Annotated in this window: 19 protein-coding genes and 2 tRNA genes; 6 read left to right on the plus strand and 15 right to left on the minus strand. The window is 73.3% G+C overall.

The genetic code is table 11. From position 1 onward, the window contains the following. Positions 1-14 precede the first annotated feature (14 nt). Entirely contained in the window at positions 15-2813 is a 2799-nt protein-coding gene (gene ppc / locus AB0K51_RS08425; RefSeq protein ID WP_363451947.1) for a phosphoenolpyruvate carboxylase, read from the plus strand. A gap of 89 nt (positions 2814-2902) precedes the next feature. On the opposite strand, the gene AB0K51_RS08430 is transcribed toward ppc, so the two are convergent. The 6 genes from AB0K51_RS08430 to AB0K51_RS08455 all read right to left on the minus strand — a co-directional run bounded on the left by AB0K51_RS08430 (position 2903) and on the right by AB0K51_RS08455 (position 7543). Further along, positions 2903-3145, minus strand: a complete 243-nt coding sequence (locus AB0K51_RS08430) for a hypothetical protein (protein WP_363451949.1) — start codon at positions 3143-3145, stop codon at positions 2903-2905. A gap of 142 nt (positions 3146-3287) precedes the next feature. Next, on the minus strand, positions 3288-3863 hold the full coding sequence (gene pth, locus AB0K51_RS08435; protein WP_363451951.1) for an aminoacyl-tRNA hydrolase: 576 nt from the start codon (positions 3861-3863) through the stop codon (positions 3288-3290). A 113-nt stretch (positions 3864-3976) separates the two neighbouring features. Beyond that, positions 3977-4576 (minus strand): 50S ribosomal protein L25/general stress protein Ctc, encoded by a 600-nt coding sequence (locus AB0K51_RS08440; protein WP_363451953.1) that lies wholly within the window; start codon positions 4574-4576, stop codon positions 3977-3979. A gap of 244 nt (positions 4577-4820) precedes the next feature. Next, positions 4821-5801: a ribose-phosphate diphosphokinase gene (locus AB0K51_RS08445; protein ID WP_363451955.1), complete on the minus strand. Its 981-nt coding sequence runs from the start codon at positions 5799-5801 to the stop codon at positions 4821-4823. A 145-nt stretch (positions 5802-5946) separates the two neighbouring features. Further along, the gene (gene glmU / locus AB0K51_RS08450; protein ID WP_363451957.1) at positions 5947-7392 is read right to left on the minus strand and encodes a bifunctional UDP-N-acetylglucosamine diphosphorylase/glucosamine-1-phosphate N-acetyltransferase GlmU; all 1446 of its coding nucleotides are present in this window, start codon (positions 7390-7392) and stop codon (positions 5947-5949) included. Positions 7393-7472: 80 nt separating this feature from the next. After that, positions 7473-7543, minus strand: a tRNA-Gln gene (locus tag AB0K51_RS08455). A 238-nt stretch (positions 7544-7781) separates the two neighbouring features. Here AB0K51_RS08455 and AB0K51_RS08460 point away from each other — a divergent pair. The 3 genes from AB0K51_RS08460 to AB0K51_RS08470 are packed head-to-tail and all read left to right on the plus strand — an operon-like array spanning position 7782 to position 10387. Then, entirely contained in the window at positions 7782-8750 is a 969-nt protein-coding gene (locus AB0K51_RS08460) for a fatty acid desaturase (RefSeq protein ID WP_363451959.1), read from the plus strand. 26 nt (positions 8751-8776) lie between these two features. Further along, positions 8777-9460: a TetR/AcrR family transcriptional regulator gene (locus tag AB0K51_RS08465; RefSeq protein ID WP_363451961.1), complete on the plus strand. Its 684-nt coding sequence runs from the start codon at positions 8777-8779 to the stop codon at positions 9458-9460. 54 nt (positions 9461-9514) lie between these two features. After that, on the plus strand, positions 9515-10387 hold the full coding sequence (locus tag AB0K51_RS08470) for a DMT family transporter (RefSeq protein ID WP_363451963.1): 873 nt from the start codon (positions 9515-9517) through the stop codon (positions 10385-10387). Positions 10388-10394: 7 nt separating this feature from the next. Here AB0K51_RS08470 and AB0K51_RS08475 read toward each other — a convergent pair whose 3' ends face one another. Further along, positions 10395-11198: a methyltransferase domain-containing protein gene (locus AB0K51_RS08475; RefSeq protein WP_363451965.1), complete on the minus strand. Its 804-nt coding sequence runs from the start codon at positions 11196-11198 to the stop codon at positions 10395-10397. A gap of 118 nt (positions 11199-11316) precedes the next feature. Here AB0K51_RS08475 and AB0K51_RS08480 point away from each other — a divergent pair, with 118 nt between their 5' ends. After that, a complete protein-coding gene (locus tag AB0K51_RS08480) occupies positions 11317-11811 on the plus strand; it encodes a MarR family transcriptional regulator (protein ID WP_363451967.1) in 495 nt (164 codons plus the stop codon). Positions 11812-11834: 23 nt separating this feature from the next. On the opposite strand, the gene AB0K51_RS08485 is transcribed toward AB0K51_RS08480, so the two are convergent. The 5 genes from AB0K51_RS08485 to AB0K51_RS08505 form a co-directional block, all read right to left on the minus strand. Further along, positions 11835-13385: a nucleoside-diphosphate sugar epimerase/dehydratase gene (locus AB0K51_RS08485; protein WP_363451969.1), complete on the minus strand. Its 1551-nt coding sequence runs from the start codon at positions 13383-13385 to the stop codon at positions 11835-11837. A 59-nt stretch (positions 13386-13444) separates the two neighbouring features. Further along, positions 13445-14344, minus strand: coding sequence for a response regulator transcription factor (locus tag AB0K51_RS08490; protein WP_363451971.1), 900 nt, complete (start codon positions 14342-14344; stop codon positions 13445-13447). 141 nt (positions 14345-14485) lie between these two features. Continuing rightward, positions 14486-15445 carry a UDP-glucose 4-epimerase GalE gene (gene galE, locus AB0K51_RS08495; RefSeq protein ID WP_363452089.1) on the minus strand — a complete coding sequence of 320 codons (960 nt, stop codon included), beginning with the start codon at positions 15443-15445 and terminating at the stop codon, positions 14486-14488. Positions 15446-15542: 97 nt separating this feature from the next. Continuing rightward, positions 15543-16202, minus strand: coding sequence for a LuxR C-terminal-related transcriptional regulator (locus AB0K51_RS08500; protein ID WP_363451973.1), 660 nt, complete (start codon positions 16200-16202; stop codon positions 15543-15545). Positions 16203-16350: 148 nt separating this feature from the next. Then, positions 16351-16423 (minus strand) — tRNA-Thr (locus AB0K51_RS08505). Between the two features lie 265 nt (positions 16424-16688). On the opposite strand from AB0K51_RS08505, the gene AB0K51_RS08510 reads away from it, so the two are divergent. After that, the gene (locus tag AB0K51_RS08510) at positions 16689-18521 is read left to right on the plus strand and encodes an FUSC family protein (RefSeq protein WP_363451975.1); all 1833 of its coding nucleotides are present in this window, start codon (positions 16689-16691) and stop codon (positions 18519-18521) included. Positions 18522-18545: 24 nt separating this feature from the next. Here the strand turns inward: AB0K51_RS08510 and AB0K51_RS08515 are convergent, their stop codons facing one another. The 3 genes from AB0K51_RS08515 to AB0K51_RS08525 all read right to left on the minus strand — a co-directional run bounded on the left by AB0K51_RS08515 (position 18546) and on the right by AB0K51_RS08525 (position 22429). After that, positions 18546-20357 carry an ABC-F family ATP-binding cassette domain-containing protein gene (locus AB0K51_RS08515; protein ID WP_363451977.1) on the minus strand — a complete coding sequence of 604 codons (1812 nt, stop codon included), beginning with the start codon at positions 20355-20357 and terminating at the stop codon, positions 18546-18548. Between the two features lie 68 nt (positions 20358-20425). After that, positions 20426-21412 (minus strand): aldo/keto reductase, encoded by a 987-nt coding sequence (locus tag AB0K51_RS08520; protein WP_363451979.1) that lies wholly within the window; start codon positions 21410-21412, stop codon positions 20426-20428. A gap of 102 nt (positions 21413-21514) precedes the next feature. Next, positions 21515-22429 carry a 4-(cytidine 5'-diphospho)-2-C-methyl-D-erythritol kinase gene (locus AB0K51_RS08525; protein ID WP_363451981.1) on the minus strand — a complete coding sequence of 305 codons (915 nt, stop codon included), beginning with the start codon at positions 22427-22429 and terminating at the stop codon, positions 21515-21517.

Consider the following 22429-nt stretch of genomic DNA (forward strand, 5'->3'; position numbering starts at 1 on the left):
ACAGGGAGCCAGCCGTGACCGCTCCGGTCCCCATCTCGGCGGACAACCCCACTTCGATCACCGACAGCGCGGACAACGCGGCGCTGCGCGCGGACATCCGCCGCCTCGGCGATCTGCTCGGCGAGACGCTCGTCCGGCAGGAGGGCCCCGAACTGCTGGGCCTGGTCGAGCAGGTCCGACTGCTGAGCCGCACCGACGGCGAGGCCACCGCGCAGCTGCTCGCCGAGATCGACCTGGACACCGCCGCGAAGCTGGTGCGCGCCTTCTCCACCTACTTCCACCTCGCGAACGTCACCGAACAGGTGCACCGCGGACGGGAGTTCGCCGCGCGCCGGGCCCGCGAGGGCTCGGTGCTGGCGCAGACCGCGGACCAGCTGAAGGAGGCCGACCCGAAGCACCTCGCGGACACCCTGGCCAACCTGGCGGTCCGTCCGGTCTTCACCGCGCACCCGACCGAGGCCGCCCGCCGCAGCGTGCTGAACAAGCTCCGCCGGGTCGGCGAGCTGCTGGAGCGGATCCACCGCGAGCAGGCCGCCACCGGCCAGGTCGACACCGCCCGGCAGACCTCCGCCCGCCGCCAGGCCGACCGCCGGCTCGCCGAGGTCATCGACCTGCTGTGGCAGACCGACGAGCTGCGCATCGCCCGCCCCGAGCCCACCGACGAGGCCCGCAACGCCGTCTACTACCTGGACGAGCTGTACCGCGACGCCGTCCCGGAGGTACTGGAGGAGCTGCACGAGGAGCTCGCCCGGGTCGGCCTCACGCTGCCCGAGGGGGTCCGCCCGCTGACCTTCGGCACCTGGATCGGCGGCGACCGCGACGGCAACCCGAACGTCACCCCGCAGGTCACCTGGGACGTCCTCAACCTGCAGCACGAGTACGGCATCATGGACGCGCTGTCCGCCGTCGACGACCTGCGCGCCTCGCTCTCCACCTCGGTCCGGCTGGCCGGCGCCTCCGAGGAGCTGCTCGCCTCGCTCGACGCCGACCTCTCCCAGCTGCCCGAGGTCAGCCCGCGCTACAAGCGGATGAACGCCGAGGAGCCGTACCGGCTCAAGGCCACCTGTGTGCGGATCAAGCTGGAGCACACCCGCGACCGGCTCGCCGCCGGCACCCCGCACCTCCCCGGCCGGGACTACGTCGGCACCCGCGAGCTCCTCGCCGACCTGCGGCTGATCCAGGACTCGCTGCGCGCCCACCGCGGCGGCCTGATCGCCGACGGCCGGCTGGCCCGGGCGATCCGCACCATCGAGGCGTTCGGCCTGCAGCTCGCCACCATGGACGTCCGCGAGCACGCCGAGGCCCACCACCACGCGCTCGGCCAGCTCTTCGACCGGCTCGGCGAGGAGGCCTGGCGCTACACCGACATGCCGCGCGAGTACCGCCAGCGCCTGCTCTCCAAGGAGATGCGCTCGCGCCGCCCGCTCGCCCCGACCCCGGCCCCGCTGGACCCGGCCGGTGCCAAGACCCTCGGCGTCTTCACCACCATCCGCGAGGGCTTCGAGCGCTTCGGCGACGAGATCGTCGAGTCGTACATCATCTCCATGTGCCAGGGCGCGGACGACGTGTTCGCCGCCGCGGTGCTGGCCCGCGAGGCCGGCCTGATCGACCTGCACGCCGGGATCGCCAAGATCGGCATCGTGCCGCTGCTGGAGACCACCGACGAACTCCAGCAGGCCGACCGGATCATGGAGGAGATGCTCTCCGACCCGTCGTACCGGCTGCTGGTCTCGCTGCGCGGCGACGTCCAGGAGGTCATGCTCGGCTACTCCGACTCCTCCAAGTTCGGCGGCATCACCACCTCGCAGTGGGAGATCCACCGCGCCCAGCGCCGGCTGCGCGACGTCGCGCACCGCTACGGCATCCGGCTGCGGCTGTTCCACGGCCGCGGCGGCACCGTCGGCCGCGGCGGCGGCCCCTCGCACGAGGCGATCCTCGCCCAGCCGTGGGGCACGCTGGAGGGCGAGATCAAGGTGACCGAGCAGGGCGAGGTGATCTCCGACAAGTACCTGTTGCCGTCGCTGGCCCGGGAGAACCTCGAACTCACCCTGTCCGCCACGCTCGCCGCCTCCGCGCTGCACACCGCCCCGCGCCAGGCCCCCGAGGAGCTGGCCCGCTGGGACGCCGCGATGGACCAGGTCTCGGAGGCCGCGCACACCTCCTACCGCGCCCTGGTCGAGCAGGAGGACCTGCCGAAGTACTTCTTCGCCGCGACCCCGGTCGACCAGCTCGCCTCGCTGCACCTGGGCTCCCGGCCGTCCCGCCGCCCCGACAGCGGCGCCGGCCTGGACGGCCTGCGCGCCATCCCGTGGGTGTTCGGCTGGACCCAGTCCCGGCAGATCGTCCCCGGCTGGTACGGCGTCGGCTCCGGCCTCGCCGCGGCCCGCGAGGCCGGGCTGTCGGACGTGCTCGACGAGATGTACGGGAACTGGCACTTCTTCAGGAACTTCCTGTCCAACGTCGCCATGACGCTGGCCAAGACCGACCTGCGGATCGCCCGGCACTACGTCGAGCAGCTGGTCCCCGCCGAGCTGCACCACGTCTTCGACCAGATCGTCGCCGAGCACGACCTGACCATGCGTGAGGTGCTGCGCCTCACCGGCGAGCACGAACTGCTGGAGCACAACGAGGTGTTGAAGCAGACGTTCACCGTCCGCGACGCCTACCTCGACCCGATCTCCTACCTCCAGGTCGCACTGCTCCGCCGCCAGCGCGAGGAGGTCGCCACCGGCCGCCCCGAGGACCCGCTGCGCGCCCGCGCGCTGCTCCTCACCGTCAACGGCATCGCGGCCGGCCTGCGCAACACCGGCTGACGCCCGGAGCCGCGCCCCGCAGCGACTGACGCAGACAACAGGATCCGCCCGAAGCGGGAGTTCTCGCTTCGGGCGGATCCTGTTGTGCGTCAGCTCTTCTTCCGCTTGCGCAGCCAGGTGGCCGCGCCGCCCGCGACGACCACCAGGCCGCCGCCGACCGCGTAGATGCCGGCCGAGCCGACCGAGGCGGTGGCGGGCGGGGTGAGCCGGGCCGCGGCGGGCTCGGGCGCGGGGGAGGCGGCGGGGGTCTCGGCGGCGGCGACGCCGGTGACGGCGCCGAGCAGGAGGACCGCCCCGCCTACCGCACCGAGCGCACGTGCGGACCGAACCATGGTGCTTACCCCCTACGACTGCACCTCAACCCCTGGACGAGTCCGACCGTATCCGATGGAACGGTGTGATCCGGCCCCGTTCGGGTGACCTGCGGGCAAGCGTTGCACGACCGTTGTGTTGAACCTGACGAACAGTCAAGACTCAGGAGTTGTAGTTCTGCTGGGCGCGCTCCAGGCCCTCGGAGAGCAGGGCCTCGACGGCGTCGGCGGACCGGTCGACGAACCAGTCGAGGTCCTTGCGCTCGGTGGCGGAGAAGTCCTTCAGCACGAAGTCGGCGACCTCCATCCGGCCGGGCGGGCGGCCGATGCCGCAGCGCACCCGGTGGTAGTCCGGGCCGAGCGACTTGGTGATCGACTTCAGGCCGTTGTGACCGTTGTCGCCGCCGCCGAGCTTGAGCCGCAGCACGGAGTAGTCCAGGTCGAGTTCGTCGTGCACCGCGACGATCGCCGAGGCCGGGACCTTGTAGAAGTCGCGCAGCGCGGTGACCGGGCCGCCCGAGAGGTTCATGAAGGTCATCGGCTCGGCCAGCACGACGCGCTTGCCTGCGAGGCGCCCCTCGGCGACCTGGGCGCGGCTCTTGTGGGCCTTGAACCTGGCGCCGATCCGCTGGGCCAGCAGCTCGACCACCATGAAGCCGATGTTGTGCCGGTTGCGGGCGTACTCCTTGCCGGGGTTGCCGAGGCCCACCACGAGCCAGGGGCCGTCGTACTCGCTCATAGCGCTGCGCTCCTCACGCGGGTGTCTGTGGGGTCATCATCCCGGAACACGCCGCTGCCCCGGCCGTCGCGCGTGAGCGCGAGGCGGCCGGGGCAGCGCGGGGATCGCGGGGATCAGGCCTCGACGGCCGCTTCCTCGGCGGCCTCGGCGGCCTCTTCCTCGGTGGCCTCGGGGGCCTGGGCGCCGATGACCTGGAGCACCACGGCGTCGGCCTCGACGGCCAGGGTCACACCGGACGGCAGGGCGATGTCGCCGGCGGTGATGGAGGCGCCGGCCTCCAGGCCCTCGACGGAGACGGTGACCGACTCGGGCAGGTGGGTGGCCTCGGCCTCGATCGGGAGGGCGTTCAGCACGTTCTCGATCAGGTTGCCGCCGGGGGCCAGCTCGCCCTCGGTGTGGACCGGGATCTCGACGGTGACCTTCTCGCCGCGCTTGACCAGCAGCAGGTCGACGTGCTCGATGGAGCGCTTGATGGCCTCGCGCTGGACGGCCTTCGGCAGCACGAACTCGTCCTTGCCGTCGATCGGCACGACCAGCAGGGCGTTCGGGGTCTTCAGGGCCATCATCAGCTCGTGGCCGGGCAGGTTCAGGTGAACCGGGGCGTGGCCGTGGCCGTAGACGACACCGGGGACGAAGCCGGCGCGGCGGGCGCGACGGGCGGCACCCTTGCCGAACTCGGTACGGGCTTCAGCGGCAAGGCGGATCTCGGACACGACGGCACTCCTCGTGAAGGCGAAGGGGTGCAGGAACGACAGAGCCGCCGGGCCACACCCTCAAATTGCGTTGGGGGGCGCTCGGCGGCTCGATCATGCGCAATCGTTCACGCGCGTCGATCACGGAGCACAGGTGGCATCCCTCGCCGAGCAGTCTCCCCAGCCTAACGGGTCGGCCGCGAAGCGAGAAATCGGCCCCCGGCGCAGCGTGCGCCGGGGGCCGGTTCCAGTGGCTGACGAGGTGTCAGTGCACGCCCTCGAAGAGGCTGGTGACCGATCCGTCCTCGAACACCTCGCGGACCGCGGCGGCGATCGACGGGGCGATGGAGAGCGTGGTGATCTTGTCCAGGTCCAGCTCGGCCGGGGTCGGCAGGGTGTTGGTGAAGACGAACTCGCTGACCCGGGAGTTCTTCAGCCGGTCCGCGGCCGGGCCGGAGAGCACGCCGTGGGTGGCCGCGACGATGACGTCGGCGGCGCCGGCGTCGAACAGCGCCTCGGCGGCCGCGCAGATGGTGCCGGCGGTGTCGATCATGTCGTCGACCAGGACGCAGACCCGGTCCCGGACGTCACCCACCACCTCGGCGGAGAGGATGGTGTTCGCCTGCGACATGTCGCGGCGCTTGTGGATGATCGCCAGCGGGGCGCCCAGGCGGTCGCACCACTGGTCGGCGACCTTCACCCGGCCGGCGTCCGGGGAGACGATGGTCAGCTTGGAGCGGTCGGGAACCCGGTCGCCCACGTAGTCGGCGAGCATCGGCAGCGCGAACAGGTGGTCCACCGGGCCGTCGAAGAAGCCCTGGATCTGCGCGGTGTGCAGGTCGACCGCCATCAGACGGTCGGCGCCGGCCTGCCGGAGCAGGTCGGCGACCAGGCGGGCCGAGATGGGCTCGCGGCCGAGGTGCTTCTTGTCCTGCCGGGCGTAGCCGTAGAAGGGGAGGATCGCGGTGATGCTGCGGGCCGACGCGCGCTTCAGCGCGTCGATCATGATCAGCTGCTCCATGATCCACTGGTTGATCGGAGCCGTGTGGCTCTGGATCACGAAGCAGTCCGCCCCGCGGGCGGACTCCAGGAAGCGGACGTAGATCTCGCCGTTGGCGAAGTCCAAGGCCTTGGTCGGGACGAGTTCGGTGCCCAGTTCGCGGGCCACCTCCTCGGCAAGTCCGGGGTGGGCACGGCCGGAGAAGAGTTTGAGCTTCTTCTCACCGGAGGTCGTGATCCCGCTCACTGCACCGTCTCCTCGCATTGGGTGAGTACGCCGAGACACGGCCGGCCAGGCCCCGATGGCGCACGTATGTACTTCAGGTTACGCGCCCCGGACACGGGTCGGGGCCGGGGACCACCCTGCAAGATCCCCGGCCGCGTCCCGGAGGTCAGGCCGTGCCGTTGGCCTCGGAGGCCGCCCGGGCGGACTCCGAACCCGGCCGCTTCCGCTCAACCCAGCCCGCGATGTTGCGCTGCTGGGCCCGCGCGACGCCCAGCGCACCCGGCGGGACGTCGTTGGTGATGACCGATCCGGCGGCGGTGTAGGCACCGTCACCCACCGTCACCGGAGCGATGAACATGTTGTCGGAACCCGTGCGGCAGTGGGCCCCGATCACCGTGCGGTGCTTGTTCACGCCGTCGTAGTTCACTGTGACGGACGCCGCACCGACGTTGGTGCCCTCGCCGATCGTGGCGTCCCCGATGTACGACAGGTGCGGGACCTTCGCGCCCTCGCCGAGCTCCGAGTTCTTGATCTCCACGTAGGTGCCGGCCTTCGCCTTCCGGCCCAGCTTGGTCCCGGGCCGCAGGTAGGCGTACGGGCCGACGCTCGCCGACTCGCCGATCTCGGCGCGGTCCGCCGTGGTGTTGCTCACCTTGGCGCCCGCGCCGACCCGGGTGTCGGTCAGCGTCGAGTTCGGACCGACCTCGCAGCCCTCGCCCAGGTGGGTCGCACCGTGCAGCTGGGTGCCGGGCAGCACCACCGCGTCCGGCTCGTAGCTGACCTGGACGTCGATCCAGGTGGAGGCCGGGTCGACCACGGTCACGCCGGCCCGCATCGCCCGGTCCAGCAGCCGGTCGTTCAGCATCCGGCGGGCCTGGGAGAGCTGCACCCGGTCGTTGATGCCGACGATCTCCCGGTAGTCGGCGGCCGCCACCGCGCCCACCCGGTGGCCCTCGGCGCGCAGGATCTCCAGGGTGTCGGTCAGGTACTCCTCGCCCTGCACGTTGTCGGTGCCGACCAGCGAGAGCGCGTGCGCCAGCAGCTTGGCGTCGAAGGCGAAGACACCGGAGTTGATCTCGGCGACGGCGCGCTGCTCCTCGGTGGCGTCCTTGTGCTCGACGATCGCGGTGACCCGGCCGTCGGCGGCGCGCAGGATCCGGCCGTAGCCGGTGGCGTCCGGGACGATCGCGGTCAGCACGGTGACGCCGTTGCCCTGCTCGGCGTGGGCGCCGGCCAGCGCGGCCAGGGTGTCGCCGGTCAGCAGCGGGGCGTCGCCGGTGGTCACCAGCACGGTGCCGTCCAGCTCCACGCCGTCGGCGGCCAGCGCCTGCAGCGCGGTGCGCACCGCGTGGCCGGTGCCGTTCTGCTCCTGCTGGACCACCGGGCGGGCGGCCGGGTAGTGGGCGGCCAGGTGGGCCTCCACCAGCTCGCGCAGGTGGCCGACCACGACGACGAGCTGACCGGGCGTCAACTCACCGGCGGCGGCGACCGCGTGGCCCACGAGGGAGCGTCCGCAGATCTCGTGCAGCACCTTCGGCAGGGCCTTGGACTTCATCCGCGTGCCGCCGCCGGCGGCGAGCACGATCACGGCAGCGGGCTGGTTGGCACTCACGCGAGAGGGCTCCTCGGTCGATGCGGGGTGAGGGAGCACCGAGAATACCGAGGCCGAGTGGCGGGAAATCGACTGCCGGGCTCCGCCGCTAGGATTCGAACCCAGACAAAGGCCTCCAAAGGGCCCTGTGCTGCCATTACACCACGGCGGAACGGACGCGCTGAGCGCCCAGCACAGCCTACGGGTTGACGGCCCGTACCTCCACCACCATTCCGGACGACGTCCAGCCGCTGGTCGGCCGACGGACAGGAATCCGGGCGGCGAACACTCCGACACGTCCGCGCGGCGCCCTTCCCCTTGCCCCCTCCGGCTACCTACGATGCCGTAGGTTACGCCCACGTAGGTAGCCGCCCAGGCACCACCCGCCCTCTCCTCACCCGGGATGCGCCATGACCATTCAGGCCGGTGAGGCGCTGCCGAGCGCCGCCGCGGACAGACCTCTTCCCACCCAGCTCTCCGCCACCAGGGGCGGCGAGAAGCAGGGCGCCATGGAGCGGATCGCGCTGGCCCTGTTCATCGCGGTGCCGTTCGCCGCGCTGGCCGTCGCCGTCCCGGTGGCCTGGGGCTGGGGGCTGTCCTGGCTGGACGCCGGCCTGGCGGTCGGCATGTACTTCCTGACCTGTCACGGCGTCACCATCGGCTACCACCGCTACTTCACGCACGGCGCGTTCAAGGCCAACCGGGCACTGCGGCTCGGCCTCGCGGTGGCCGGCAGCCTCGCCGTCGAGGGCCCGCTGGTGCGCTGGGTCGCCGACCACCGCAAGCACCACCGCTTCTCCGACAAGGAGGGCGACCCGCACTCGCCGTGGCGCTTCGGCGAGACCGTGCCCGCGCTGGTCAAGGGCCTGTGGTGGGCGCACATCGGCTGGCTGTTCGACGAGGAGCAGACCCCGCAGCAGAAGTACGCGCCGGACCTGATCGCCGACCCGGCGATAAGGACGATCTCCCGGATGTTCTGGCTGTGGACGCTGATCTCGCTGGCCGTCCCGCCGGTCGTCGGCGGCCTGGCCACCTGGAGCTGGCAGGGCGCGCTGTCCGCCTTCTTCTGGGGCTCGCTGGTCCGGGTCGCGATGCTGCACCACGTCACCTGGTCGATCAACTCGATCTGCCACGCCGTCGGCACCCGCCCGTTCCGCTCCCGGGACCGCTCGGGCAACGTCTGGTGGCTGGCCGTGCTGTCCTGCGGCGAGTCCTGGCACAACCTGCACCACGCCGACCCCACCGCGGCCCGGCACGGCGTGCTGCGCGGCCAGATCGACTCCTCGGCCCGGCTGATCCGCTGGTTCGAGCAGGCGGGCTGGGCGAGTGACGTGCGCTGGCCCGGTGCGGAGCGGATCGCCGCCCGCCGCGCCGCATGAGGCAGCGCCTGCAGCATGATGTAGGGGTGAACGGGACCAACGGAGACAGCGCCGGCCATCAGCAGCCTTCGCGGCGCGGCGGGGGCAAGAGCGGCGGCCGGGTGCGGATGACCGGCAAGCAGCGCCGCGAGCAGCTGCTGGAGATCGGCCGGTCGGTCTTCGCCGAACGCGGGTACGACGGCACCTCGGTCGAGGAGATCGCGGAGCGGGCCGGGGTGTCCAAGCCGGTGGTGTACGAGCACTTCGGCGGCAAGGAGGGGCTGTACGCGGTGGTGGTCGACCGCGAGATGCAGCTGCTGCTGGACATGGTCACCGGCGCGCTCACCGGTGGCCACTCCCGCGAGCTGCTGGAGCAGGCCGCGTTCGCGTTGATGGACTACATCGACACCTCCACCGACGGCTTCAAGATCCTGGTGCGCGACTCGCCGGTGGCCCAGTCCACCGGCTCCTTCGCGTCCCTGATCAGCGACATCGCCACCCAGGTCGAGGACATCCTGGGGCTGGAGTTCAAGTCCCGGGGCTTCGACCCGCGGCTCGCCCCGATGTACTCCCAGATGCTGGTCGGCATGGTGGCGCTGACCGGCCAGTGGTGGCTGGAGGTGCGCAAGCCGGCCAAGTCGGACGTCGCCGCGCACCTGGTGAACCTCGCCTGGCACGGCCTGGAGGGCCTGGAACGGCACCCCAAGCTGGTCGGCGAACGCAAGACCTGACCGGCCCGGCCCCGGAAGACCGGGCCCCGGGCCAGAGCACGACGGGAACGGCAATTGGCGGTCTTCCTGCTGGCCCTCGGCGCGGCCTGCTGCCTCGGACTCGGCTTCGTCCTGCAGCAGCGCGCCGCCCAGCGCGCCCCGCGCAGCGACCTGCTGCACTGGCGGCTGCTGCTCGACCTGATGCGGATGCCCGACTGGCTGCTCGGCATCGGCTTCATGATCGCGGGTCAGGTGCTCTCCGCCCTCGCGCTCAGCCAGGGCGAGGTCGCCCTGGTCGAACCGCTGCTCGCCACCAACCTGGTCTGGGCGATGCTGCTGGCCCGCACCCTCACGGGCACCCGGCTCGGCGCATCGGGCTGGATCGGCGTCGCGCTGATCGCCCTCGGCGTGACCGCCTTCATCGCCGCCGGCCAGCCGCAGGGCGGCGGCGGCGAGGCCAGCGCCCTGCGCTACTGGCTGGTCTTCGGCGTGGTCTCCGGACTCGCCCTGCTGCTGGTCACCGTCGCCCGCCGGCTCCCGCTGTTCGAGGAGGCCACCCTGCTGGCGCTGGCCGCCGGACTCCTCTACGGCCTGCAGGACGCGCTCACCCGCAGCACCTTCGACCGGATCGACGCCGACGGTCCGGGGGCGGCCCTCTCCTCCTGGCAGCCCTACACCGTGCTCGGCCTCGGCGTGATCGGCCTGCTGCTGGTGCAGTCCGCGTTCGAGGCCGCCCCGCTGCGGATGTCGCTGCCCGCCCTCACCGCCGCGCAGCCGCTGGCCGGCATCGCCTGCGCGGTCGGCTTCCTCGGCGACCGCCTCCGGGTCACCCCCGCCGCCCTCGCCTGGCAGTGCGCCGGCCTGGTCGCCGTGGTCACCGGCGTCATCCTGCTCGGCCGCCACCCGGCCATGCCGGACGCCCGCCGGGACGCCGCCGACCCGTCCTGACGGGCGCTCAGTTCCTCACGGCCACCGCGAAGACCCGGCGGAACGGGAAGACCGTGCCGTGCGCCGTCGCCGGGTACGCCGCGCGCAGCAGCGCCCCGTACTCGGCCAGGAACGCCGCCCGCTCCGCCGGGTCGGGCAGCAGGTCCAGCACCGGGCGCAGGGCGCTGCCCTTGACCCACTCCAGCACCGGGTCCGGTCCCGGCAGCAGCGTCAGGTACGTGGTCTCCCAGACGTCGGCGGTGCAGCCGGCGTCCAGCAGCGCGGTCAGGTAGACCGCCGGGTCGTGGCAGGTGGCGTCCGGCCGGGCGGTGCCCAGCCTGGCCGCCCAGCGCGGGCTGTGCCGCAGGGCGGCCAGCAGGGTGTGGCTGGGCGCGGCGAAGTTGCCGGGCAGCTGGAAGGCGATCACCCCGCCGGGCCGCAGCGCCGCCGCCCAGCGCGGCAGCAGCGCGAGGTGGTCGGCCTCGGGGGTGTTCATCCAGTGCAGCGCGGCGTTGGAGGCGATCAGGTCGGGCGCGTCGCCGGCCGGGTCGTAGCGGGTGACGTCCTGCTCCCGGTACTCGGCCGTCGGCTCCCCGCCGGCCCGGGCGGCGGCGAGCAGCTCGGCGGAGTTGTCGAGGCCGATCAGGCGGGCGTCCGGCCAGTGCGTGCGCAGCACGGCGGTGGAGTTGCCCGGTCCGCAGCCGAGGTCGAGGACGGTCGGGTTCTTCGGCAACTCCGGTACCCGGGAGAGGAGTTCGTGGAGCGGTCGGATGCGTTCGTCCGCGTAGCGGAGGTACTGCCGGGCGTCCCAGGTCGGCGGCGTGGCGTGCATGAGGGGGCCTCGCTCTCGCAAGTATCTCGACATCAAGATATTAATTCGAGGGTGCCTTTTGTTATCTCTTGATGTCAAGAGACTTCACATCGACACAACCACCGATACACTGATCGTCATGGAGGACGAGGTCGACCGCCTGGTCGCAGCATGGCGCCGCGAGCGCCCCGACCTCGACGTGGAACCCCTCGAGGTCCTCAGCCGGGTCAGTCGACTCGCCCGGCACCTCGACCGTGCCCGCCGCACCGCGTTCGCCGAGCACGGCCTCGAACCCTGGGAGTTCGACGTCCTCACCGCGCTCCGCCGCGCGGGCGACCCCTACCAGCTCTCCCCCGGGCAGCTCCTCACCCAGACCCTGGTCACCTCCGGCACCATGACCAACCGGATCGACCGCCTCACCACCAAGGGTCTGGTCCGCCGCCTCCCCGACCCCGACGACCGCCGCGGCGTCCTGGTCCGCCTCACCGAGGACGGCCGCGACAAGGCCGACCAGGCCCTGGCCGGCCTCCTCGCCCACGAACGCGAGATCCTCGCCCAACTCGCCCCCGGCCAGCAGACCGAACTCGCCACCCTGCTACGCCGCCTGGTCGCCCCCTTCGACAGCGCGGGCTGAGCCGTACCCCTGCCGGGGCGTGCTCAGAAGCCGTCCGGGTACGGGGTGGCGAGGGCCGGTTGGGGGGACGGGGCGGCGACCGGGGTGTGGTAGCCGGGGAGGAGTTCCGCCAGCTGGTCGCGGACGCGGGCGTCGGCGTTGGTGGCGGCGGCGTCGTAGAGGGCGGTGAGGCCGCCGGCCAGGTCCTCGGGGACGGTCGCGTGGTCGGCGACGGTGGCGAAGATCCGGGGGTGGGCGGTGGGGAGGCGTTCCTCGGTGTCGGCGAACAGCGCTTCGTTGAGCTTCTCGCCCGCCCGCAGGCCGGTGTAGCGGATCTCCACCTCCTCCGCCCCGAGCTGCACCTGCTCGGCGAAGTTGTGCACCAGGTCGACGATCCGCACCGGCTCGCCCATGTCCAGCACGAACACCTCGCCGCCCTCGGCCATCCGCCCGGCCTCCAGGACCAGGCCGACCGCCTCCGGGACGGTCATGAAGAAGCGGGTGACGTCGGGGTGGGTGACCGTCACCGGGCCGCCGCTGCGCAGCTGTTCCTCCAGGACGGAGAGCAGCGAGCCGCGCGAGCCGAGCACGTTGCCGAAGCGGACCGCGGAGAACACGCCGGTGCCCAGGTTGCGCGCGTCCCTCGCGTTGGCCTGCACGATCAGCTCGGCCAGCCGCTTGCTGGCGCCGAGCACCGAGGTCGGGTCGGCGGCCTTGTCGGTGGAGATCAGCACGAACCGCTCGACGCCGGTGGCCAGCGCGGCCTCGACCAGGTGGTCGGTGCCCAGCACGTTGGACTTGACCGCCTCGCTGGGGTGGCGTTCCAGCAGCGGCAGGTGCTTGTGCGCGGCGGCGTGGAAGACCACCTCGGGGCGCAGGTCGCGGAAGATCTGCTGGATCCGCGGCTGGTCCCGGATGTCGGCGATCACCAGCGAGTCGTCGGTGAGCAGCGCCTCGCCCCAGATGTCGAGCTGCAGGCGGTGCAGGTTGGACTCGTCGTGGTCGAGCATGTAGAGCTCGGCGGGGCCGAACGCCTGGACCTGGCGGCAGAGTTCGGAGCCGATCGAACCGCCGGCCCCGGTCACCAGGACCCGGCGGCCCTCGATGACGGTGCGCACGTCCGGGGAGACCACGTGCACCTCGTGCCGGCCGATCAGCCGGTTGACGTCCAGGGCGCGCAGGTCGGAGCCGACCACCTCGCGGCGCAGCGCGGCGAGGAAGGACGGCAGGTAGCGGACCGCGGCGCCGGCCGCCGCGGCGGCGGTGGCGAGGGCGCGGACCCGCTGGTGCGGCAGGCCGGGGATGGCCAGCACCACGACCTGGGCGCGGTGCGCGAGGGCGAGTTCGGTGAGCCGGGCGAGCGGGCCCAGGACGCGGCTGCCGGAGACGTCCGTACCCGCCTTGGCGGGGTCGTCGTCCAGCACGCCGACCGGGGTGAGCCCGAACTCGGGGGTGCGGCCCAGGTCGCGGACCAGGGCGGTGCCGGCCGCGCCGGCACCCACCACCAGGGTGCGCAGGCCGGGTGGTCCCGGCCTCGGGGCGGTGGGGTGGGGACTGAACGCCTCGGGGCGTGCGGCAGTACGGTTCGGCGACATCTGACCTCCGGTCTCCCTGACTCACGGAGTGGAACGTGCTGCTGGGGCGCGGACTGGGGTCAGTCCGCGCCGGTGCCTGCGGTCGAGGCGACGGTCGGCGGGGTGACGGGGACGGGAGGAGCGGGCGGCACGGGCGGTTCGGAGGGCGTGATCCCGGCCCGGCGGGCGACCGCGACCGCCGCGAGCGTGGAGTGCACGCCGAGTTTGCCGAGCACGTTCTGCATGTGGGTGCGAACGGTGTGCGGCGACAGGTAGAGCCGCTCCGCCACCGCCTGCCGGCCGAGGCCCGCGACCATGCAGCGCAGCACCTCCTCCTCGCGCGGGGTGAGCGCGGCGACCAGGCGTTCGCTCTCCGAGCGGTCCCGCCGGGCGGAGGTCAGCTCCCGGACCACGCCGGTGAGCAGCGCCGGGGGCAGGTGGGTCTCGTCGCGCAGCACGCCGCGGATCACGGCCATCAGCGCGCCGAGCGAACTCTCGCGTGCCACCCAGCCGTTGGCGCCGGCCTGCAGGGCGCGGACGGCGCGCTGCGGGTCGTCCGCGGCGGCCAGCACCACGGTGCGCAGCCGCGGATGGGCGCGGCAGATCCGGCCGAGCAGGGCGATCCCGTCCGACAGGGCCCGGGAGGGGGTCGACTGGGGTGCCGCCGCCGGAACTTGACGGCTGGTCAACTGCGTTGCCGAGCTGCGCTGTTGGGCGCTCGGTAAGGTGCGTCTGGGAGCCGGGACGACGCCGACGGGCGGGCGGCGCACGGCCGGCGGCGGCGCGGCGCCCAGGTCGGCGTCGACCAGCACCACGTCGTACGGGCGGTGTTCGGCCACCGCCCGGTCGAGTGCGCGTTCCGCCGCGACGGCGCTGCCCGCCGCCCCGACGTCCACGTCGGGTTCGGCGGCGAGCGCCGTGGCGAGCGCCTCGGCGAAGATCCGGTGGCCGTCGACCACCAGGACGCGAATCCGCCCCATCGTCCTTGCCCCCCTGCTCGTGGCCCGACCCCCACCGGTGCCTCGCTCAGCCTACGGGCGGACGGCAGGGCGGCGTGGGGGTTTGGTGAAGTTCCTGTACACAGGGTCTTCGCCGGTGGGAGTCGGGCCCAGGGCGGCAGGTCAGACGCGGTTGGCGAGGGTGAACTCCCAGGCGTCGGCGACGATCCGGTCGAGCTCCGGACGCTGCGGGGTCCAGCCGAGGACCTCGTGGGCGCGGCCCGCGGCGGCCACCAGGACGGCGGGGTCGCCGGCCCGGCGGTCGGCGACGTGCACCGGGATCTCGCGGCCGGTGACCCGCTTGACCGCCTCGATCACCTCGCGCACCGAGAAGCCGTTGCCGTTGCCCAGGTTGCAGATCAGGTGCTCGCCCGGCTTGGCGGCGGTCAGCGCCAGCAGGTGCGCCTCGGCCAGGTCGGCGACGTGGATGTAGTCGCGGATGCAGGTGCCGTCCGGGGTCGGGTAGTCCTCGCCGAACACCGCGATGTGCGGGCGCTGCCCGAGCGCCGCCTGGAACACCAGCGGGATCAGGTGCGACTCCGGCTCGTGGCGCTCGCCGTAACGGCCGTACGCGCCGGCCACGTTGAAGTAGCGCAGGCTGACCGCGGCGAGGCCGTGCGCGACCGCCTCGGAGGTGATCAGGTGGTCCACGGCCAGCTTGGTGGCGCCGTAGGTGTTGGTCGGCGCGGTCCGCGCGGTCTCCGGGATCGGCACCTCCTCCGGCTCGCCGTACACCGCCGCGGTGGAGGAGAACACCAGGGTGCCCACCCCGGCCTTGCGCATCGCCGTCACCAGTTCGAGCGATCCGGCGACGTTGTTGCGCCAGTACTTCTCCGGGTCCGCGACCGACTCGCCGACCTGCGAGGACGCCGCGAAGTGCAGCACGCCGTCGAACGAGGAGTCCAGCACCTCGGCGGCGTCCTGGATCCGGCCGCGGACGAACTCCGCGCCGTCCGGCACGCCTTCGACGAACCCGGTCGACAGGTCGTCCAGCACCGTCACCTGGTGGCCCGCCTCCAGCAGGTGCGCCGCCACCACACTTCCCACGTAGCCGGCCCCGCCCGTGACCAGGTACTTGCCCATGCCCTCGACCTCCGCAACAGTCGACACTCTTTCGCTGGGGAGCATAGGCCACCGGACTGAACGGCCGGTCGACCGTCCGGATGGGAGAACGCGCCGCTCAGCCGAGCTGGTCGAGCAGCCCGGTCCGGGCGGCCAGCGCCGCCGCCTCCAGCCGGGACCGCGCGCCGAGCTTGGTCAGCACCCGCTGCACGTGGGTGCGGGCCGTCGACGGGGCGATCCGCATCGCCGCGGCGATCGCCGCGGTGTCCTCGCCCTCCGCGATCCGCGCCAGCACCTGGATCTCCCGCCGGGTCAGCAGCCGCAGCAGCCGCACCGCCTCGTCGTCGGGCTCGGTCACCGGCCACAGCAGGTGCTCGAACGCCGCCCGCAGCACCTCCACCGCGACCGCCGCCTCCCCGGCCCGCACCCGGGCGATCGCCCGGTCCACCACGTCGATCCGCTCGTCGCTGCGGACGTAGCCGCTCGCGCCCGCCGCGAACGCCGCGGCCACCCGGGCCGGCGCGCCCAGCGGACCCAGCACCACCACCGCGATCTCCGGACGCTCCCGCCGCAGCCGGCGCAACGCCTCGAACGGGTCCTCCACCGCGGCGGCCGTCCCCAGCAGGCACACCTCCGGCCGGCGCCCCGCCACCAGTTCGAGCACGGCGGCGGACGGCGAGCCCACCCCGAGCACCCGGTGCCCGCGCTGCTGCAGGGCGGTCCCCAGGGCCTCGGCCATCAGCCGGTGGTCATCGGCCACCACGAGTCGAGCACTCACCCGCCACCTCCACCGGTCCGGCTCGACAGACGCACCATCACAGCGCATTCGTGCCCGCCCCGCCAGGTGGCAATCGGCCCGTCTTCGGTCAACTCCCGCCACGCGAAACGACGAAGGCCCCGCCGTGACGGCGGGGCCTTCGTTTCGGAGCCCCCATGCGGAATCGAACCGCAGACCTTCTCCTTACCATGGAGACGCTCTACCGACTGAGCTATAGGGGCTTGCTGCTCGGGGTTCCTCTCGGTTCCCCTTGTGACGAGGAAGACTTTACATGGTCCGCCGACCGGTTGGGAAATCGGCTTTCGAGCCGAGCCTCGGCTGATCAGGGCGGCGATAGACTGCCCGAGAAGACCCGTTCTGCCGTGCAATGTCGCCCAGCAGCCACGAACCACTGGTGCAGCGAAGGCGCGTGATCACTTGTCAGGCCCCGGCCGTGGGAATGCGACCGCGTGGTGGGCGCTGGCCCTGCGGCCGGACCGTCCGGCGGTGCCGTGGACGACGACGGGCCGGGCCGCGGTCGGGATGGCGGTGCCGCTGCTGGCGGGCCTGGTGTCCGGGCGGCTGGATCTCGGGGTGTTCGCGGCACTCGGGGCGATGCACGCGACCATGAACGACCGGGTGGAGCCGCTGCGGCTGCGGGCCCCGCGGATCGCGCTGGCCCTGGCCGCCTCCACCACCGGGATGCTGGTCGGCGCGGCGCTGCAGCACGGCGGCGCGAGCGGCCTGCTGATCGGGGTGGCGCTGACGGTGGTCGGCTTCGCCGGCGGCGCGCTCAGCGCGACCGGTCCGCGCGGCTCGGCGGCCGGACTGCTGCTGCTGGTCTCCGCCTCGCTGGGCGGCGGGATGGCGCTGCCGCACCCGTGGTGGGCGGCGCCCGCGATGATGCCCTGCGGTGCGGCTCTGGTCCTGCTGCTCGGCCTGCGGTACCGCACCGACGTGCGCACCGACCCGCGGACCCGGGCGCTCGCCGACGTCTACCTGGCCCTCGCCGGGATGCTCGCCGCGCTCGGCACCCCCGACGGCGCGGCCGCTCGCCGCGTCCTCACCGGCCGGCTCAACGAGATGCAGGACCTGCTGCCGGCCGCCCGGCCCGGGCGCCGCGAGTCGGAGCGGCTGCGGTGGCTGCGCCGCAGTTACGAGGCGGCGCTCGGCGCGACCGAGGCGGCCAGCGGACTGCTCTGGGCGTGGCGCCCGGTCCCGCCGGAGGTGGCGGCCGTCCCGGCGGCGCTGGCCCGGCAGGTCACCGGCGGCCCGCCGCCCGACGGGTACCCGCACTGGCAGCCGGACACCCCGTCCCGGACCGCCTTCGACACGGCGCTGCGGGCGGCCGTGGACACCGTCGCCGGCCGGTGGGCGCCGCTGGACACCGCCGCCCCGCCGCCCCCGGACCCGTGGCGGCTGCGGGTCCGGCTGCTCTCCCGCGGCTCGGTGCGCTACGGGCTGCGGGTGGCCCTGTGCGTGGCGATCGCCGAGGCCGCGGTCAACGGGCTGACGCTGAGCCGCAGTTACTGGGTGCCGATGACGGTGGCCTTCGTCCTCAAACCGGACCTCGGCTCGGTCTTCCAACGGGCCGTCAGCCGGGCGCTCGGCACCGTGCTCGGCATCGCCGCCACCGCCGTCCTGCTCGCCCTGACCGACAACGCGTGGGCGCTGAGCCTGCTGGTGTCGCTCTGCGTGGCGCTGCTGCCGTACTCCAACGCCGCGCACTACGGGCTGAACACCGCGGTGATGACGCCGGTCGCGCTGCTGCTGGTGCAGCTCGGCGGGGAGAGCGGCGCCGCCGAGTTCTGGCCGCGGATGCTGGACACCACGCTGGCCAGCGCGATCGTGCTGGTCTTCGGCTACCTGCTGTGGCCCGAGCGCCCACCGCACCGGATCGAGCCGAGCATCGTGACCGCCGCCTCGACCGTCCGCCGCTACCTGGCCTCGGTGGTGGCCGACCGCGCCGAACCCGTCGCCGAGGTGTGGCTGCGCCGCACCGCGTACCGGGCGCTGGCCGACGCCCGCCGGCAGGTCCAGCTGGGCCTGGCCGAACCGCCGCCGGCCGGCCGGCTGGCCGAGGAGTGGCTGCCCGCCACCGCCGCGCTGGAACGGCTCAGCGGTGCGGTCGCCGCGTACGCCGCCCAGCTGCGCTACGGCGGCCGGGAGCCCGAACGGCCGGTGATCGACCGGGTGCTGGCCTCGCTCGACCGGCTCACCGACGCGGCCCGCGCGCACCGCCCGCCGTCCGGCCGGACCGCCCCGCCCGGCGCGCCGCACGACCCGACCCGCAGCGCGATGGCGCGCGCCGCGGACGAACTGGACGTGCTGCTCGGCTGAGCGGGCCGGGCGACCGGGTCGGCGTCAGACCTGCTCGGCCAGCTCCAGCCAGCTGAGCTCCAGCTCCTCCTTGTCCTCGCGGACCTTGCGCAGCTGCGCGTCCAGCTCGGCGACCTTGGAGAAGTCGGCGGCGTGCTCGGCGAGTCGGGCGTGCAGCGTGGACTCCTGCTGGTCCAGCTTGGCGATCTGCCGCTCCAGCTTCTGCATCTCCTTCTTGGCGGCGCGCAGGTCGACCGCGGACAGCCCGGAGGCGGGCTCGGCGGCCGGGAGCTGGGCCGCGGCGGTCGCCGCGGCGGCCTCCGCCATCGCGGTGCGGCGCTGCAGGTACTCGTCGACGCCGTTCGGCAGCATCCGCATCCGGCGGTCGCCGAGCAGGGCGTAGGTGGTGTCGGTGGTCCGCTCGATGAAGAACCGGTCGTGGCTGATCACGACCATCGAGCCGGGCCAGCCGTCGAGCAGGTCCTCCAGCTGGTTCAGCGTCTCGATGTCGAGGTCGTTGGTGGGCTCGTCGAGGAACAGCACGTTCGGCTCGTCCATCAGCAGCCGCAGCAGCTGGAGGCGGCGGCGCTCACCGCCGGACAGGTCGCCGACCGGCGTCCACTGCTTGTCCTTGCCGAACCCGAACTGCTCGCAGAGCTGTCCGGCGCTCATCTCCCGGCCCTTGCCGAGGTCGACCCGGCCGCGGATCTGCTCGACCGCCTGCAGCACCCGGGTCGTCGGGTCCAGCTCGGCGATCTCCTGCGACAGGTACGCCAGGCGCACCGTCTTGCCGACCTTGACCGTGCCGCCGGCCGGCTGCACGTCGCCGTCGGTGGCGTACGCGGCCTGCATCGCCCGCAGCAGCGAGGTCTTGCCCGCGCCGTTCACGCCCAGCAGGCCGATCCGGTCGCCCGGGCCGAGCTGCCAGGTGAGGTGCTCCAGCAGCAGCTTGTCGCCCGCCTTGACGGTCACGTCCTCCAGGTCGAACACGGTCCGGCCGAGCCGCGCGTTGGCGAACTTCATCAGCTCGGACTTGTCGCGCGGCTCCGGCACGTCGGCGATCAGCGCGTTCGCCGCCTCGATCCGGTAGCGCGGCTTCGAGGTGCGGGCCGGCGCGCCGCGGCGCAGCCAGGCCAGCTCCTTGCGGGCCAGGTTCTGCCGCTTCTGCTCCTCGGTGGCCTCGATCCGGGAGCGCTCGGCGCGGGCGAACACGTAGTCCGAGTAGCCGCCCTCGTACTCGCGGACCTCGCCGCGCTGCACGTCCCACATCCGGGTGCACACCTGGTCCAGGAACCACCGGTCGTGGGTGACGCAGACCAGGCCGGAGCGGCGGTTCTGCAGGTGCTGGGCGAGCCAGGCGATGCCCTCGACGTCGAGGTGGTTGGTCGGCTCGTCGAGCACGATCAGGTCCCACTCGCCGAGCAGCAGCTTGGCCAGCGCGATGCGGCGCCGCTCGCCGCCGGAGAGCGGGCCGATCACGGTGTCCAGGCCGTCCGGGAAGCCCGGCAGGTCGAGGCCGCCGAACAGGCCCTGGATGATGTCGCGGATCCGCGCGTCGCCGAGCCACTCGTGGTCGGCGCGGTCCGCGATCACCTCGTGCCGGATGGTCGCCTTCGGGTCGAGCGAGTCGTGCTGGGTCAGCACCGCCATCTGCAGCCCGCCCGACCAGGTGATCCGCCCGGTGTCCGGCTCCTCCAGCTTCGCCAGCATCCGGATCAGCGTCGTCTTTCCGTCGCCGTTGCGGCCGACCACGCCGATCCGGTCGCCCTCGCTGACCCCGAGGCTCACCCCGTCCAGCAGGGCCCTGGTGCCGTACACCTTGGTGACGGACTCGATGGTGGCGAGATTGACGGCCACAGCTGGTGTGCTCCTGACGGGACGGGGGGTAGAACGCACCCCAGCCTAGTCGCGGGCTTCCCGAGTCATCACCGTGCGGCGTCCAGCAGGCGGCGCTGATCCTCCGTCAGCTCCAGGTCCAGCGCCGCCAGGCTCTCGTCGAGCTGGGCCACCGAGGAGGCGCCGACCAGCGGGATGCACGGGACGGGGCCGTCGACCAGCCAGGCCAGCACGACCTGGTTGCGGGTGGCGCCGGTCTGCCGGGCGACGGTGTCGAGCGCCGCGAGCCGGGCCGGGGTGCCGGCGTGGTCGAAGGACGGGCCGAGCGGCTTGTCGTCGCGGACGTAGCCGCCGCCGAGCAGCGGGGAGTAGGCGACCAGGGTGAGTTCGGGGTTCTCCCGGACGTAGCTGATCAGGTCGCCCTGGACGGCGGCCTGGTCGCCGTCGGCGGAGAGCAGGCCGGGCCAGTCGCCGCGGCGGCGCAGGTAGCTGTGGCCGTACTGGAGCACCTCGTAGCCGGGGAGTCCGGCCCGCGCGGCGAGGTGGCGCGCCCGCTCGACCCGCCACGACCAGTGGTTGGAGACGCCGAGCAGGCCTACCGCGCCCTCGTCGACGAGTTCGCCGAACACCCGGACGGTCTCGGCGAGCGGGACGGCGGGGTCCTCGACGTGCGCGTACAGCAGGTCGAGCCGCTCGACGCCCAGGCGCTTGCGGCTGGCCTCCACGGACGCGCGGACGGCCTCCGCGCCCAGCCCCTCGCCGTTCTCCACGAACCCGGTGCCGGGGGCCTTCGGGCGGGCGCCGACCTTGGTGGCGATCACCACCTCGTCGGTGATGCCGCGGGCGGCGCGCCAGCGGCCGATCACCTCCTCGCTGACACCGCCCTGACTGCCGTCGATCCAGTAGGCGTAGTTGTTGGAGGTGTCGATGAAGGTGCCGCCCGCCTCGACGAAGCGGTCCAGCACGGCGAAGGCGGTCGGCTCGTCGGTCAACGTGCCGAACAGCATCGCGCCGAGGCTGAGCACGCCGACCTCGCGGCGGGTGCGCGGATCGGTTCCGATGGTGCGCTGGCGCATCCGGGTTCCCCTCGTCTCCGCAGCCCGCCCGGTGCGGGCCACGGAGAGGAGTCTGGAATCTGGAGCGCGCTCCAGGTCAAGCGAGCGGACCGAGTGAGAGGACTAGACCAGGTGGGCGCCGGGGACCGGGCCGTGGGTGGTGTGGGCGGTGCGGCAGGTGCCGGAGGTGCGGAGGGCGGTGGCGATCTGTTCGGCGGTGTCGGCGTCCTTGGCCAGGAAGGCGCAGGTCGGGCCGGAGCCGGAGACCAGCGCGGCCAGGGCGCCGGCCTCGGTGCCGGCCCGCAGGGTGTCGGCGAGGGCGGGGCGCAGCGAGATCGCGGCGGCCTGCAGGTCGTTGGCGAGGGCGGCGGCCAGCGCGACCGGGTCGCCCTCGGCGAGGGCGGCGAGCAGCGCCGGGTCGGCGTCGGGGGTGGGGACGTCGTCGATGCTCGCGCCGAGGCCGGACTCCTCGCGCAGGCGGTCGCACTCCTTGAAGACGGCCGGCGTGGAGAGTCCGCCGTCGGCGACCGCGAAGACCCAGTGGAAGGTGCCCGAGACCGGCAGGGCCTCCAGGATCTCGCCGCGGCCGCGGCCCAGGGCGACGCCGCCGAGCAGGGCGAACGGCACGTCGGAGCCGAGCTCGGCGGCCAGTTCCAGCAGGGTCTCCAGCGGGGTGCCGAGCTGCCACAGCGCGTCGCAGGCGAGCAGCGCGGCCGCGCCGTCCGCGCTGCCGCCGGCCATGCCGCCGGCCACCGGGATGGCCTTGTCGATGTGCAGGTGGACGCCGGGGTCGGCGAGGCCGTGGCGGGCGGCGAGCAGGCGGGCGGCGCGGGCGGCCAGGTTGGTGTCGTCCAGCGGGACGGCGTCGGCGTCCGGTCCGGTGCAGGAGAGGGTGACGCCCTCGCCGGGGGTGGCGGTCACCTCGTCCCCGAGGGCGACCGCGAAGAAGACGTTGGCCAGGTCGTGGTAGCCGTCGGGGCGGACCCCGCCGACGCCGAGCTGGACGTTGACCTTGGCGGGCACGCGGACCGTGACCAT

It is taken from the genome of Kitasatospora sp. NPDC049285 (assembly GCF_040678815.1).
GTDB lineage: Bacteria > Actinomycetota > Actinomycetes > Streptomycetales > Streptomycetaceae > Kitasatospora.

What these genes read in the sequence shown, in the direction of transcription:
- AB0K51_RS08525 (WP_363451981.1), bottom strand. Translation starts at nt 22,429, where the DNA reads ATGGTCACGGTCCGCGTGCCCGCCAAGGTCAACGTCCAGCTCGGCGTC.
- AB0K51_RS08430 (WP_363451949.1), bottom strand. Translation starts at nt 3,145, where the DNA reads ATGGTTCGGTCCGCACGTGCGCTCGGTGCGGTAGGCGGGGCGGTCCTC.
- AB0K51_RS08520 (WP_363451979.1), bottom strand. Translation starts at nt 21,412, where the DNA reads ATGCGCCAGCGCACCATCGGAACCGATCCGCGCACCCGCCGCGAGGTC.
- AB0K51_RS08460 (WP_363451959.1), top strand. Translation starts at nt 7,782, where the DNA reads ATGACCATTCAGGCCGGTGAGGCGCTGCCGAGCGCCGCCGCGGACAGA.
- galE (WP_363452089.1), bottom strand. Translation starts at nt 15,445, where the DNA reads ATGGGCAAGTACCTGGTCACGGGCGGGGCCGGCTACGTGGGAAGTGTG.
- AB0K51_RS08475 (WP_363451965.1), bottom strand. Translation starts at nt 11,198, where the DNA reads ATGCACGCCACGCCGCCGACCTGGGACGCCCGGCAGTACCTCCGCTAC.
- pth (WP_363451951.1), bottom strand. Translation starts at nt 3,863, where the DNA reads ATGAGCGAGTACGACGGCCCCTGGCTCGTGGTGGGCCTCGGCAACCCC.
- AB0K51_RS08485 (WP_363451969.1), bottom strand. Translation starts at nt 13,385, where the DNA reads ATGTCGCCGAACCGTACTGCCGCACGCCCCGAGGCGTTCAGTCCCCAC.
- AB0K51_RS08490 (WP_363451971.1), bottom strand. Translation starts at nt 14,344, where the DNA reads ATGGGGCGGATTCGCGTCCTGGTGGTCGACGGCCACCGGATCTTCGCC.
- AB0K51_RS08480 (WP_363451967.1), top strand. Translation starts at nt 11,317, where the DNA reads ATGGAGGACGAGGTCGACCGCCTGGTCGCAGCATGGCGCCGCGAGCGC.